The following is a 13,582-nucleotide window of genomic DNA, read 5'->3' as shown; positions in this document are numbered from 1 at the left end:
TGCCGCTTTTCTTGCGCATCTATTTTAGTTTGTAAACTAACCAGTTGAGTTTTAGGTTTTGAAGTGCAGTTTCGAACTGTTCAATATCACTCTTAAGTAGTTTTTGCTGCTGTAGTTTCTCATTTAGACTCGCTAATTGGCTTTGCATTGTAAACAACTGTTGATAAATCAGGTTAGCACTGGGGTTGTCATTTATAGCTTTCTTGGAGAGAGTTAGTTGCGTTGTGTGTTGTGTTGCAGTAGCAGCAATGAGATGTGCCGTAGGCATTAAAAATACAAATGTGATCACTAATAAAAAACGCATCATTCATCCCTAAAAAAATAAACCAGCTTGGCAAATATCGAGTCACTAACAGTTCTATAGCGTTGATAATTTATCCTATTTTTATGACGTAATCTACTTAAAAAACATAACATTAATATGTTTTTTGGGAGATTGAATATGTGGGATAAGTGGAATAAGAACAATAAGTGAGTGGGTCAGCGGGTCAGAGTAAACTTTTCTTAATTTATACCTACAGAATACTAGCTGAATGAAAATTAAAAGCCCCGATGCCTAACGGTATAGGGGCTTTTTAGTGGCTCTAAATGTGGTGAGAGTTATACCAAGGTTTATGGCATACTGGTTTTCATGCTATGGATCATTCTAATTATTGTCATTGCGGGCTGCGTATTCTAAACAAGTGCTAAACAAGTGGGGTCAGATCAAACTTTTTATCCCACTATTTATAGTATCTGGGTGATTAATATCTTCTATTGCTTAAAAGCATTTAACTATGCTGCCATTCTTAAATCTTGGGCGTAAGTGTTAAAAGCAGTAGCTGATGCTGAAAGGTGAACCATGAGTATTTGCGAGATGACCGTCCATTCCATGGACGGGATGTTCGAGCCCTCATGGATGAGTTTACGGCGTGTCGGTGAGTGAGTGTCATGGTGAGCCTGTCATAGTAGTCAATTCGTTACGAAATTATCGTTGTAAACTATTACTAAATTATCTCGAGGCAATAATAGTTATTTCCCCTTACCGTTTGCAGTTTTATGCCTTTTTTTGTCTTTTACCCAAATGACTGAGCCGTTGGTTTTTTTCATATCAAAAAGATCTATAGATGCGAATAAATCACTCAGCTTCTTGAAACCATAATTACGTTGATCAAACGAGGCATGATTAGAAATATGAGTACCTATCGGCCCTAACATTGCCCATCCGTCATCTTCCTCTACAGCTTCAATAGCTTGCCTCAATAAACTGATGAGTTTTGTATTTTTGTTTAAGCTTTTAGTGGCTGAAGGTAATGGAATCTCTTCATTTTGGTCGTCATCGAGAAATAAAAATCGAGAACAACTATTCACAAATGGCATAGGAGCTTTGCGTTCTCCAAATCCTATGATGGTTTTACCATCGGCAAGCGCTCTAGTGACTAAGGGGGTAAAATCGCAATCTGATGAAACTAAACAAATAACATCTACATCTTTTGTATATAAAACATCCATAACATCAATAACCAGTGCCATGTCTGTGGCGTTTTTACCTTTAGTTAAATCGAATTGCTGGATGGGTTGAATTGCATACTCATGTAATACATCTTCCCAGGCTTTGAGGTTAGTATTTTTCCAATTACCATAAGCTTTACGTATATTTACCACACCATAGCGAGCAAGCTCGGATAGAACCTTATCAATTTTCTTTGCTGGTGCATTATCAGCATCAATAAATACTGCAATTCTATCTTTATCTTTCATGTTTTTGACGTCCTAGTCTAAATATTACAGGTTATGCTTTACTTGCAGTTAATGATTAAATAATCTGCTTTTCAAACCCACAATCCACGCAATTCAATGTGTATGTTTCTTTGCGCTTTGTGACTTTAGTATTTTTACTCATGCATTGTGGGCATGGTAATTTCATCGATGTATTTTTACTGCATTGGTTGCAGTTGATGTAGTAACCGAACTTGCCATACATTGGGGTGTATTGTGTTGATTCACCGCAATATTTACAGCTTAGTATGGGGTGTTGGTCTGGCGCTAATGCGACAACCGCTACTGGTGCAAGTATTGCGGCAGTAGATTGAGCTAGATGATGAGTGGGCGCTGATGCTGGTTTAGGCCCTTGCTCAAGCTCTGGTTTTAGTTCTGGTCTTTTGGGTATCGCTTGGATTTGCTTTAGTTGAACTTGAGTAGTGTCAACTTGCTGAATATTTGAGTCGATGTGTTGGTTAATAAGAAATTGGCTGACTGTATTGAGTTCTTGTTGGCTAAAGTCTGGTCGGGTGTCTGCGACGCTGACCAAGCGGAGCAATTTGTGTTTAAGATTCATGATATTTTTGAGTTCATCGACCAAAAATTCAGTTTTGAAAAGCTTGTCTGAAATCTCTTTGGGCATGGTTTTCCGGTCTATCACCGCATTACTGGATACCGCACATAAATGGAGCCAACAGCGTCCATTGAAGCCTTGCTGCTTTATACCCAGTAACTTGCTTAATATGTCACTCTTATGGTGTTTCAACATGTCTTTTAACAAGGCTTGTTGCAGCTCAACTTGCTTGATGGGCGAAGACATACCTGACCATTGACTGTTATAGCTGCGTGTCCATTCGCCTTGGTTGTTCACTTTAACGTGACCTTTTATGCTTTTTGATTCAATGAGCACGAAGCCATAGGTGTATACGATCAAGTGATCAATTTGAGCCGTTTCATCATTAAAGCTGAATTTGAAGTCGTTGATAACCAGTACTTCAGGGTTGTCTTTAAATGCGCGGCGTAAGAAGAAGGCCACATCTTGTTCTTGTTTTTGACCGGCAATCGTTTGCGGCGTTTTGGTCATTTGTAGTGTTTTAGTTTTAAGAATCATTTACCAACAGCATCCATTCATAACTTGATAATAATCAAGCTCATAATATCTATGATGCAGGTAAAAAAGCCAGTGTTAATTTTAAAAGCAGGGCGCAATCGATTCGATAGTGTAACAAGTAACACTTCTAACTCGTTTAGCTACTTAGATAATGTAAAAGTGTACAATGTTACACCTTTTGTTGTGGTAATAGGGTAAATCACAATAAAGTGTAGCAAAGTACACTTTGGACTAACGTTATGACGTCTGCACTCAATCAACAATCCTTGGGTTTACTCATTAAAGAAACCAGAAACAAAGCGGCACTGACTCAAGATGTGGCGGCGATGCTGTGTGGCGTGACCCAAAAGACTTTGATCCGTGTTGAGAAAGGCAATGATGTTTATATTTCGACAGTGTTCAAAATTCTTAATGGTCTGGGGATTAACATTTTGGCGGCACAACATAGTGACGTTGATTCTAATGGCTGGTACTAATGATAAATACAACTGTAAAATTGTCTTTAATGCAGAGTGTTATATTACGCAACTACAACACGATTACGACCAGCTGACTTTGCCTCGTACAAGGCTTTGTCTGCTCGATCTAGTAAGCTGTGAACAGTGTCTTTTAACTCATATTGTGCAACACCTAAGCTGATAGTTAGCTCCATTCCTTGAATATTATTGCTGGCAATAAACTGGCGTAATCTTTCGTTTAACTCCATTGCATCGTCTAAGGTGGTATTAGGCAATATCACCACAAATTCTTCGCCTCCCCAACGTGCTAATAAATCATTACTGCGCATTTGGCTTTGCAGTAATTGTGCTAGCTCACACAACACTTTATCACCCACAAGATGACCATGATTATCATTCACTCGCTTAAAGTGATCGATGTCGATGATGGCAACCGAAATAGGATATTGAATATGTTGCGTCGACTTGGGTAAATGTGAAGATGTATCGTTGTTTTGCGGTGTACTATCAATGGAATATTGATTTGCCACCACCAATGACGATTGTTTATTTTCTCCACTCAACGATGGCGTTATTTGAGTCGAATTAACCTCAGGAGTGGTGAGTAATTTATCAAGAATAACGTCGAGTTTATCACGGTTATATAACCCTGTGAGTTTATCTGTTTCGGCCATTTTCTGGATTTCTATGTTGCGTAGAGCAAGCTTTTGATAGGCCGAAAAGCGGGTTTTTTCATAAAATCGAAATATTAATACTTGCGCAATACATACCTCGATAACGTTAAATAATGATCCCATGGTAAACGTGACAGGCTCTGCATGTTGTATTTGCTGATAGACTAATAATGCACACATGGTAAACGTAATTGATGAAACAACTGTCCCCCATGTGCGTCCAATAAGAAAAAATGAAAATGGTGGGATCAATGTTGCCCAAAATAATGAGTGTGCGTAACCTTTCGCTGTGATCAAAAACAGCATTATTAGGCTGGCAACCATAATAGTGACAGCCCATGACGTTGTTTTTACCTGTCCTGTTTTGCGAAAATGACAGTAAATACCTAATGTCACTAATAATCCGAAACCATCGAGTAAGGCATATTTATAGCTCTCAAAATAAAACAGATTAAGGAGGCTTAGAATTAAAAAGTAGCTGGTGGTAATGAGTAATGAATGTTCGATTAAACGGATGCGCCAGTAATCGAGATGATCAGGCGGATATTGAGGAAATTGTTTGTACCAGTATTTTATCATAAAGACGTTCCGTGTTTGATGAGCTCACGCGGTACGGCGAACCTTGATAGCAATTTACGATGTTAAAAACTGAGTCATAATCTTAAGACTGACTATAAATGAAAAATAATCTTCATAAAGTGGATGATGTTAATACTAAATCATGGCACAAATTTATCGTTCATCAAGTATGACTGTTAGTAAATATGAAACAAGCGTTATCGACAGGCCTCTTACTTGTTACCTCATAAATGCATAAAAATACTGAGCTTTGATCGTTTGTTGATAAAAACCATAACATAACAATTTTTATACCGATAACCGAATAAGAGCGGCCATAGTTAAGGTCATAAATTACTCATAATTTTTGGCCGTATGGTTGTTATAGGAAAAGCTTAACGCCATCCGAAAGTGACGGTTTCTGTGGTTTTGTGGTTGATGTTATTCCCTGGGCGGGGGCGCAAAGAATGGTTCAAAATGATGAAGCAGATGGTTTTTTGTCGCCTCGAATTATGTGGGGTCAGAACAAACATTCTAACCCCGTTTTGCTTTTGCTATTTTGTACGCGTAATTTTGTCCAAATATCCCATAGCAAAAGCCGATAACACAAAAGTGATGTGGATCAGCAGATACCACATGATCTTGTCGTTTTCGATATTTTCGGCATTCATAAAGACTTTAAGTAGGTGAATAGATGAGATTGCCACAATAGACGCGGCCACTTTGTTTTTAAGCGAACCTGAATCCATCTTGCCAAGCCAGTTCAGTTTTTCACTGTCTTCACCGACATCCAGCTGTGAAACGAAGTTCTCGTAGCCTGAAAACATCACCATGATGAGCAGACCACCGACCAACGTAATATCGATCAGTGATAGGGTTACCAGTATTAAATCGACTTCAGCCATTTTGAAGATATTGGGTATGATATGAAAGATCTCCTGGAAGAACTTTATGCCTAAAGCAAATAAAACCAGACTTAATCCCAGATAAATCGGCGCCATTATCCAGCGCGATGCATACATCAGTTTTTCAAACACTTTTTCCATAAAAAACTTAACCCTTCAGATAAAATACGCTAGAAATCAATCGAGCTAACTATTTTTGAATAATAACATAATGAACCTTAACTGTGCTTGCATATAGTAACAAGCTTGATGACGTCTCGTGAGTAAGCTTTGCGGTAGTAATCTGTTTCAATTTTTGATATTCACAATATAAGTCACTTGATGTAGCCGGTAGGCTTTTAGTATTAAACTCAAGTGGATGCGATACTTTTTCCAATGAATTTATCGTTATTTTGAGAATGATCAATCTCTAGTTTTTCAAGGTTTAAGTGCCAAGGTCGATATAAATATTATTCAGCTTTGGAAGGGGCAACCATTGAATATTTCAGGTTTAAATTCACCTAGTTCAATAATAGATAATCTGCAAAAGCGGCAATTACGAGTAAAGCCTACTATTACGCCGCTGGGTATATCGCTTGCTCAGCCAGCGAATACTGAAGATAAGGTATTTATTTCAAATGAAGGGCAGAAAAAATTGTCGGCTGAATTAGGTTCGGCGATGGACAAAAATGTAATTATTTCTGGTGGTTCGAAGTCCGCTGACGGTGATAAGGTCGATACGCGCACTGAAATAGAAAAGAAGATTGATAAGTTAAAAGAAGACATAAAAGAGCTTCAAGCACAACGTAGGGAGTTGATGGGTGATAATTCGGAAGAAGCCGAGTTGCAGCGAAAAAACTTAGATCAGCAAATCACTATGCTCAACACACAACTGATGACCCTGTTTAAAATGCAAAAAAACGAAAATAGATAGGTTTCTGTATAGTCGCTGTTAGTTTGCATTTTACAGAAAATTATTTACAGGCTCATGCGACTAACCCTCTTTTACGACATTTCATCCACTTTTTTAGCCTGATTTAAGTTTTCATCTACTTTGAATGATGTGGTCTTGCATCATGTGGTCCAAGTATCAAAACAGTCAGTCTCAATATGGATAACAATCTTGCTAAGGCAAGATTACAAAACACTAACCTGTCTTAGGATTAAAATTCCTACATCCTCTTTTGTGAGTAATAGTGAATCAATAATAAGCTTTTCAATATGATGGTCTAACACTTGAAACACCCAATTGAGCCCTTGTTTACTATGATGTTAAAATTATGATGTTCAAATAGAGGTGAGACATGTTCACTGTTGAGTTCCTTTGTTTAAAACTGATAGGGAAATAGTGGATATTTGCATAGCGTGCGTCAGCTTAAGTAAGGCATGATTGAGTCAAACAAAGTTTAGCTCAGCCTAAAATGCAGTTAGCCAGTTTTCATGCAAGATTGTCCAATTTATTCAGCACTGTATTGATACGCAAATTTAACTATTTCTATTAGATAATCATCTAAGGGCAAAAGTTCAACGGTAAGTGTAATAACCTCAGCACTTATATCTTTAACGAGTAATGCTTTTTGTTAGCAAAATTTAGCAGTGATTTTTAATCTAGGCCTCAGGTTAAGTCGCTACACTGAATGACTTAATTATGTATTTCAACCTCTTAAAATCGAGATCTATTATCATGGATACACATACTGCAAATATGCCACGTAAAATGCCTTGGGTTGCGATAAGTGTCATTGCATCTGTAGTGCTGCTGCTTGGGCTATTACTGATGGTGATGCCCAAAGGGTTTAAAACCACCCACGAGCAAATCGGTACAGGTAAGCCTTCGGTAGTATTTGTCTATGATGCTAACCTTGTTGCGAGTACCACCCAGACTGAGCAGATGAATGAAGCCCGAGCACATCTTGGCGATAACGTTTACTTTCTTCTGGCCAGAGCGGGTACTCCTGAAGGTGATCAACTTATTGCTAAGCATGGTGCTAGACCGGCTGAGTTATTACTGTTTGACGCAGCAGGAAGCTTAACTAAAAGGCAGCTTGCGGTGGTAGATGCTAACGAGCTTATGTTGTGGGTACGTTAGTTATTTATAGGACTGTTTGAATTTGCGTCTATGAGTGTAGATTTTAGTGTTTAAAGATTTATAAACTTTTTGTTTTATTTTTCTAATTAGGGTCAATCGCAGCCTTACTTAGCTAAGTTGATCAGAATTTATCATCCAGATGTTGAATACTAAAAAGCCTCGACACTAAAAGTTTCGAGGCTTTTTTGCCTTTTGGCGGTGTAAGTGCATGGGTGCTAGCACGACTATTAACAAGTTGACTCACCTGTGTGGCGCCATTTCTTTATGCCTGTTGCTTGCAGTAACGTTTTAAGCTACAACTTAATGAATAACTCTTTAGTGAGATGCTACTAATGTACGTTTTTCAGACAATATATCAAAATAACCATTGGGATAAACCGTTACTACAAAATGCAGCTATTAATTTGGTGTTGGTATTTGGTTCGCCTGAGCTTATGTTAGACAATAAGCTTAATGGTGAGTTATCAAGTGCTTTTCCAAACGCGCAAATCGTAGGCTGTAGTACTAGCGGTGAAATTCAAGATGATTGTCTATATGACGACAGTGTATGCGTTACAGCGATTGATTTTGAGCATACTCAGGTGCAAGTTGTCAGCAGTTCGATAAATCAATTTGAACATTGTGCTGAATTAGCAAAGCAGTTGATCGATCAATTAAGCTTTGATGGGTTAAAACATGTTTTCGTGATTTCTGATGGTCATTTAGTTAATGGCTCTGAACTGGTTGATGGTTTACAGCAGCACCTGCCTAAAGGTGTTATGGCTACGGGAGGCTTAGCCGGTGATGGTGAGCGTTTTAGTCAAACCACGGTATGGCATAATCAGCAAATAGAAAGCGGACTTATTGTGCTGGTAGGGCTTTATGGTGAAAGGTTATCTGTTGGTTTTGGTAGTCTAGGAGGCTGGCGTCCATTTGGGCCTAAACGGGTGATTACTCAGTCGACAGACAATGTGCTTTTTGAACTCGATGGAAGGCCAGCTCTTGATTTATATAAAGAGTTTTTGGGTGAGTTTTCTGCCGGCTTGCCTGCTTCTGCATTGCTCTATCCGTTAGCACTGCAACTCGATGGTGAGCAAGAAACTGTGGTTCGCACTATATTATCCATTGATGAATTGCAAAAAAGTATGTTGTTTGCAGGTAATATGCCCACAGGCGCGACATGTCAGTTAATGCATTCTAATTATGAAGATTTACTTGATGGAGCACAGCTTGCCGCAGAGGATGCTGTCTCTTCCTTTGAGGGAGCACAGCCTGAGTTGGCTATTTTAATTAGTTGTGTCGGCCGTCGACTCGTTTTACAGCAAAGGGTTGAAGAGGAGTTGGAAATCATTAAGCAAGGCTTACCCACCCAGTGTACTATTTCTGGCTTTTACTCGTATGGTGAAATATCGCCTATTAAGTCTATTGGTCGGTGTGGTTTACACAACCAGACTATGGCTGTCACGTTATTTTCTGAGACATAGTGATATTAACAATGCATAAATTGCTATTGCGTCAGCTCAAACGTAACCAAAAAGATGAATTGTTTATTTCAAAAAATGACATTTTTTTAAATTCAATATCAGATGCTTATGCTCAAAATGAGCAAAGTGTAAAAATGTTAGAGCGTTCTTTATTCCTTATTTCCAATGAGTTGAACGAGCGTAATCAAACGCTAAATGACCAGTTAGCAAAGATGAAACTGGTTCAAGATAAGCTTGAGCACTCCATTGGTTTATTAAATGCGACGGTCAATTCGACCGGTGAGATTTTGTTTGTTTATGGATTAAATGGTGAACTATTGTCATTTAATACCATGGGGCAGGATTTTTTTGACGATATAGGCTTTAAACCTGTATCGCATTGGGAAGAGTTTCTTAGCATTATTAAAGATAAACAACATATGTTATCTATTATTGATCGTCTTCAACATGACCCATTTCAATATTTAACTGGCACTATAGAGTTACTCGATAACCGTTTCTTTGATTACCGGTCTTTACCTCAGATACAAGAGAAGCAAATTTATGGCCGAGTGTGGTGCTTTCGCGATGTGACAGTGCAAAAGCAGTACGAGGCTACTATTGAATATCATGCTTTTCATGATGCACTGACAGGCTTACCTAATCGTGCATTATTATTGGATAGAATTAGCCATTCTATTGCGACGAGTAAAAGAGAAAATAAAAAGTTAGCGGTGTTATTTTTAGACTTAGATGACTTTAAAAAAATCAACGATACAGAAGGCCATGACGCAGGTGACTTGCTGCTAAAAGAAGTGGTTCGACGACTTCAGACACGCTTACGAGAATTTGATACTTTGTCCCGCCAAGGTGGTGATGAGTTTATTATTGTTTTAGAAAAGATAGAGTCAGAAATGACGGTAAAACAGGTTTGCCAAGATTTATTAGCATTGATTAAACAGCCTTTTACTATCGGTTCTCGTCAATTTATTGTGACCTCAAGTATTGGTATTTCACTATTCCCTAATGATGATGACAATGCCAACTCGCTGATCCGTAAAGCAGATTTAGCTATGTATGAGTCAAAATCACTGGGTAAAAACAGCTTTCATTTTTACAGTCAGGCACTTGAAAAAGAGGCATTAACTCAACTTGCCGTTGAGCAAGCACTGCGCCAGGCCATCGAAGATCAGAGCTTACATTTAGTCTATCAACCCAAAGTTGATTTAAATACAATGAAAGTGGTTAGTGTTGAAGCGTTATGCCGTTGGACGCAGCAAGATGGCGTTGTGATCCCACCCGATGTTTTTATTCCCATAGCAGAACAAACTGGGCTGATTATTGATATAGGTTGCTTAGTAATTTCTAAAGCCTGCTTACAGTTAGCTAAGTGGCGAGATGCAAACATTACAGAGCTGGCTATTTCAATTAATTTAAGCTGTTTAGAATTTCAAAATGAAGCGCTAATAACACATTTAATAGATACCTTAACCCATTATAAATTAGAGGGTAAATATCTTATTATTGAATTAACCGAATCGATTTTTATGGAAGATAAATTCAGTGTAAAAGAAATTATGTTACGGCTTAATCAATATGGGATTACTTTTGCACTTGATGATTTCGGCAAAGGTTATTCATCATTTAGTTACTTACAATTTTTGCCGTTGCATTATCTCAAAATAGATAAAGCATTCTTACAAGATGTTGAGAGCAGCAGCTCATCGGCAGCGATAGCTAAAACTATTATCGATATTGGGCATAACCTAGGCTTAAAAGTGATTGCTGAAGGGGTGGAAGACCAATTTATGCTTGATTACGTTAAGACTTATAAATGCGATTTAGCCCAAGGTTTTTATCTGTATAAGCCCATGCTGCCAGAGGCGATAGAATCCTTATATCTCGGCTGACCTGATTGAGTAAGGTAATAAGGTATAGATACTGATTCACTGAGGTTGTTTCATGCTAAACCTTACTTATTCAGTGGCGAGTCGTTAGTGCTTATTGATTAGTTATTTCTCAATTGCACTATTTGATATATGATGCGCCACCCTAAATTGACCAACCTCGTCGATGTTATTTTATGTCTACCAATGCCCTTTACACCGATTTGTCCGGTTATTACGATTTAATGTGCTGTGACATTAACTACCAGCAGCAAAGCAATAGCATAGTACGCTTGCATCAGTTTTTGGGTAACAGTGGTAAACAGCATTTAGATTTAGCCTGTGGAACAGGTCCGCATGTTAGGCATTTCATCGATTTAGGGTTTCAAAGTAGTGGCCTGGATATTAATCAGCCTATGCTCGATATCGCTATGCGTCGTTGTCCTGAAGCGCAGTTTAGTTTGCAAAATATGACTGAGTTTTATGTTGAACAAAAACTCGATCTGATCACCTGTTTTTTGTACTCCATTCATTATTCTCCAGGAACCGAGGCGCTTAAAGCCTGCATTGCAAGCGTTCATAAGGCATTAAATACTGGTGGCCTGTTTTGTTTTAACTCAGTTGATAAGCATAAAATCAATAACAAAGCGTTAGTGAAACATAGTGCGGAATTTGACGGCAGCCAGTTTGTGTTTGAATCGGGTTGGTATTATAGCGGTGAAGGTGAGATGCAAGCACTCAATCTAAGTATTGCTAAAACCCAGTGTGAGGCAACGCAGTTATGGCAAGACTCCCATGCGATGGTTGCTACCAGTTTTACTGAACTCGAAGCCTTGTTAAGTCCGTATTTCGATGTGCAAATATTTGAACACGATTACGACAAAATCATCCCGTGGGATTTGGAATCAGGCAACGCCTTGTTTGTGTGTGTTAAGCGAGAGATTGATTAGTTAAGGTTTTTAGCGGTCATTCGGTATTGCTTGTGAACCGGAATGCAACGTTGATCTTTAGACAATAAATAAGTGGTTCAGAGTAAAACTTTTATACATGGGCTTTTAAAATGTGAGTGACCTCATTTAATTTTGCCGCATGCCAGTGGATTTTCACCAGCTTCAAATACCGATTTTTATAGGTTTTAGTGTATAAAAATTGGCATTTGAATGTGGCCAGCCATCATCAGTAACAATGGCTGTTGATGAGGGGTTACTGTTCGGTATCAGTAAATTCTGCTTGAACCTTGTCTAATTCTTGCTGGTTTTTAAGCTCGGTTTGTTGCTGTTTTTTAATGCTGACTTCTTCTACTAGTGCAGCTTGTCTTTGTTTAAGGCTGTGTTTCTCATCTTTGGTTAGAAACTTAAACGCTTTTTCATTGGCAAGTGCATACGCAACGACATCTTCGCCTTTTACTCTGCGCTCATCCACTCGTTTTGAAAAACGATCGTTATCTCGAGCTTTACGCTCTTCGGCATTTAACTTACTCATTGTTGTATCCTCATTAGTTAATCACGGTAGGCTTCACTACGCTCAGTCAAACAAATGAGATGCACATTCATAAAGCTGATCGGCGCATTTTAGCATAAGTTGGCTTGTTAGCCTGCAATACATGGCGTCAGAGTAAACTTTATCATCTGTTGGTGGCTTCATCTGTTACCTGTAACGATCAATCATTAAAGCTGTTTAAGGCTATCGCGATATCATGAGTCGCTTGTTTAGCGCGCGCACTGAGCTTTGTGATTGAAATAAAACCATGCATGCAATCGTCATAATGCTGGTGTTGTGTATTGATGCCTGCCGCTTTTAGGCGCTGGGCATATGCAATGCCATCGTCTCTTAATGGATCGTAACCTAAGGTTAATATGTAACTTTTTGGCGATTCGCTGATGTCTTTTGCTTGCAGTGGGCTCACTAATGGCAGGGTGACTTCATCGATTGAATTTAGGTATTGCTGCCTGAAATAATCCATCAGATCGCGGGTGAGTATTAACTGCTTATTGAAACGGCGATAAGACTCGGTTAAGCCTTGCAAGTCGACCATTGGGTAGATCAAAAATTGAAATGCAGGTGTTACTTTAGCCTTTACTGGTAGCGAGGTTTGCAATGAATTTAAGCCGATAATACAAGCCAGATATCCGCCTGCGCTATCACCACCCACACCGATATATTGTGGATTGATCTTCAGTTGTTGATGATTGTTATTGATATAGTTCCACGCCTCTATGGCATCACAAATCGGGATTGGAAATTTATGTTCTGGGGCCAGTCGATAACCAACTGAGATGATGTTCATCTTGCCGTGTTTAGCAAGGTAACGGCAAAAGTGATCGTGGGTATTAATACTGCCAATAGCGCAGCCGCCACCATGAAAGTACACTAAGGTTTTTGGTGGTGTGTTGGCACTGGGATGATAGATACGTAGCTTGATTGTGTTATTGATTTGAAGGTTATCGCTAGTGTCTTTGGCATCGCCGCGATGATTGGTGCTCACCGGAATGATTAACTCGACAACCTTATCCATTTTAATTTTAGTCAGCCCAAGCATTCGGTCCATCATTAAAAATACATATCTAAATAATCTGACGGGTAACTTGTATAACGGTAATAATGACAACCACTTAGCGGCCATTAATTGCTTGGTTTCAAGCTTTGGAGCTTGGAGCTGTTTGTCTTGTGAGTGTTTGTTTAGTGATGATGTTGGTTGATTAAGGTTATCCATTTCTATGGCCTTTTTTATTATTGTTAA

General features: G+C 38.7%; 13 protein-coding genes. 6 read left to right on the top strand and 7 right to left on the bottom strand.

Features of this window, described 5'->3' with window-relative positions; all coding sequences use genetic code 11:
• Positions 1-19: 19 nt before the first annotated feature.
• The 3 genes from FJ709_RS17785 to FJ709_RS17775 all read right to left on the bottom strand — a co-directional run bounded on the left by FJ709_RS17785 (position 20) and on the right by FJ709_RS17775 (position 2,851).
• The gene (locus tag FJ709_RS17785) at positions 20-304 is read right to left on the bottom strand and encodes a hypothetical protein (protein WP_226411650.1); all 285 of its coding nucleotides are present in this window, start codon (positions 302-304) and stop codon (positions 20-22) included.
• 707 nt (positions 305-1,011) lie between these two features.
• Complete coding sequence (locus tag FJ709_RS17780; RefSeq protein ID WP_226411648.1) at positions 1,012-1,740, bottom strand: NYN domain-containing protein; 729 nt, start codon at positions 1,738-1,740, stop codon at positions 1,012-1,014.
• A 55-nt stretch (positions 1,741-1,795) separates the two neighbouring features.
• Positions 1,796-2,851, bottom strand: a complete 1,056-nt coding sequence (locus tag FJ709_RS17775; protein ID WP_226411646.1) for a nuclease-related domain-containing protein — start codon at positions 2,849-2,851, stop codon at positions 1,796-1,798.
• A 239-nt stretch (positions 2,852-3,090) separates the two neighbouring features.
• On the opposite strand from FJ709_RS17775, the gene FJ709_RS17770 reads away from it, so the two are divergent.
• Entirely contained in the window at positions 3,091-3,327 is a 237-nt protein-coding gene (locus FJ709_RS17770) for a helix-turn-helix domain-containing protein (protein ID WP_226411644.1), read from the top strand.
• Between the two features lie 44 nt (positions 3,328-3,371).
• Here FJ709_RS17770 and FJ709_RS17765 read toward each other — a convergent pair whose 3' ends face one another.
• Both FJ709_RS17765 and FJ709_RS17760 read right to left on the bottom strand, forming a co-directional pair.
• Positions 3,372-4,562, bottom strand: coding sequence for a GGDEF domain-containing protein (locus tag FJ709_RS17765; RefSeq protein WP_226411642.1), 1,191 nt, complete (start codon positions 4,560-4,562; stop codon positions 3,372-3,374).
• Positions 4,563-5,095: 533 nt separating this feature from the next.
• Complete coding sequence (locus FJ709_RS17760; protein WP_226411640.1) at positions 5,096-5,587, bottom strand: TIGR00645 family protein; 492 nt, start codon at positions 5,585-5,587, stop codon at positions 5,096-5,098.
• Between the two features lie 334 nt (positions 5,588-5,921).
• Here FJ709_RS17760 and FJ709_RS17755 point away from each other — a divergent pair, with 334 nt between their 5' ends.
• From FJ709_RS17755 to FJ709_RS17735, 5 genes are all read left to right on the top strand, one after another.
• Complete coding sequence (locus FJ709_RS17755; RefSeq protein WP_226411638.1) at positions 5,922-6,359, top strand: hypothetical protein; 438 nt, start codon at positions 5,922-5,924, stop codon at positions 6,357-6,359.
• A 750-nt stretch (positions 6,360-7,109) separates the two neighbouring features.
• Positions 7,110-7,514 (top strand): hypothetical protein, encoded by a 405-nt coding sequence (locus FJ709_RS17750; protein WP_226411636.1) that lies wholly within the window; start codon positions 7,110-7,112, stop codon positions 7,512-7,514.
• 332 nt (positions 7,515-7,846) lie between these two features.
• Positions 7,847-8,977, top strand: a complete 1,131-nt coding sequence (locus FJ709_RS17745; protein ID WP_226411634.1) for an FIST signal transduction protein — start codon at positions 7,847-7,849, stop codon at positions 8,975-8,977.
• A gap of 11 nt (positions 8,978-8,988) precedes the next feature.
• Positions 8,989-10,866 (top strand): putative bifunctional diguanylate cyclase/phosphodiesterase, encoded by a 1,878-nt coding sequence (locus FJ709_RS17740; protein ID WP_226411632.1) that lies wholly within the window; start codon positions 8,989-8,991, stop codon positions 10,864-10,866.
• A 173-nt stretch (positions 10,867-11,039) separates the two neighbouring features.
• A complete protein-coding gene (locus FJ709_RS17735) occupies positions 11,040-11,792 on the top strand; it encodes a class I SAM-dependent DNA methyltransferase (RefSeq protein ID WP_226411630.1) in 753 nt (250 codons plus the stop codon).
• A 253-nt stretch (positions 11,793-12,045) separates the two neighbouring features.
• On the opposite strand, the gene FJ709_RS17730 is transcribed toward FJ709_RS17735, so the two are convergent.
• Together FJ709_RS17730 and FJ709_RS17725 are read right to left on the bottom strand one after the other, a co-directional pair.
• Positions 12,046-12,324, bottom strand: coding sequence for a DNA polymerase III subunit epsilon (locus FJ709_RS17730; RefSeq protein ID WP_226411628.1), 279 nt, complete (start codon positions 12,322-12,324; stop codon positions 12,046-12,048).
• Positions 12,325-12,502: 178 nt separating this feature from the next.
• Entirely contained in the window at positions 12,503-13,555 is a 1,053-nt protein-coding gene (locus tag FJ709_RS17725; RefSeq protein ID WP_226411626.1) for an alpha/beta hydrolase, read from the bottom strand.
• Positions 13,556-13,582: the final 27 nt, after the last annotated feature.

It is taken from the genome of Shewanella glacialimarina (genome assembly GCF_020511155.1).
GTDB lineage: Bacteria > Pseudomonadota > Gammaproteobacteria > Enterobacterales > Shewanellaceae > Shewanella > Shewanella glacialimarina.
Note: the sequence above shows the minus strand (reverse complement) of the source record. Positions and strands in the feature narration are given on the sequence as shown.

Excerpts from the sequence above, each read along its gene's own strand:
- FJ709_RS17785 (WP_226411650.1), bottom strand. The coding sequence starts at position 304 with ATGCGTTTTTTATTAGTGATCACATTTGTATTTTTAATGCCTACGGCA.
- FJ709_RS17780 (WP_226411648.1), bottom strand. The coding sequence starts at position 1,740 with ATGAAAGATAAAGATAGAATTGCAGTATTTATTGATGCTGATAATGCA.
- FJ709_RS17775 (WP_226411646.1), bottom strand. The coding sequence starts at position 2,851 with ATGATTCTTAAAACTAAAACACTACAAATGACCAAAACGCCGCAAACG.
- FJ709_RS17770 (WP_226411644.1), top strand. The coding sequence starts at position 3,091 with ATGACGTCTGCACTCAATCAACAATCCTTGGGTTTACTCATTAAAGAA.
- FJ709_RS17765 (WP_226411642.1), bottom strand. The coding sequence starts at position 4,562 with ATGATAAAATACTGGTACAAACAATTTCCTCAATATCCGCCTGATCAT.
- FJ709_RS17760 (WP_226411640.1), bottom strand. The coding sequence starts at position 5,587 with ATGGAAAAAGTGTTTGAAAAACTGATGTATGCATCGCGCTGGATAATG.
- FJ709_RS17750 (WP_226411636.1), top strand. The coding sequence starts at position 7,110 with ATGGATACACATACTGCAAATATGCCACGTAAAATGCCTTGGGTTGCG.
- FJ709_RS17745 (WP_226411634.1), top strand. The coding sequence starts at position 7,847 with ATGTACGTTTTTCAGACAATATATCAAAATAACCATTGGGATAAACCG.
- FJ709_RS17740 (WP_226411632.1), top strand. The coding sequence starts at position 8,989 with ATGCATAAATTGCTATTGCGTCAGCTCAAACGTAACCAAAAAGATGAA.
- FJ709_RS17735 (WP_226411630.1), top strand. The coding sequence starts at position 11,040 with ATGTCTACCAATGCCCTTTACACCGATTTGTCCGGTTATTACGATTTA.
- FJ709_RS17730 (WP_226411628.1), bottom strand. The coding sequence starts at position 12,324 with ATGAGTAAGTTAAATGCCGAAGAGCGTAAAGCTCGAGATAACGATCGT.
- FJ709_RS17725 (WP_226411626.1), bottom strand. The coding sequence starts at position 13,555 with ATGGATAACCTTAATCAACCAACATCATCACTAAACAAACACTCACAA.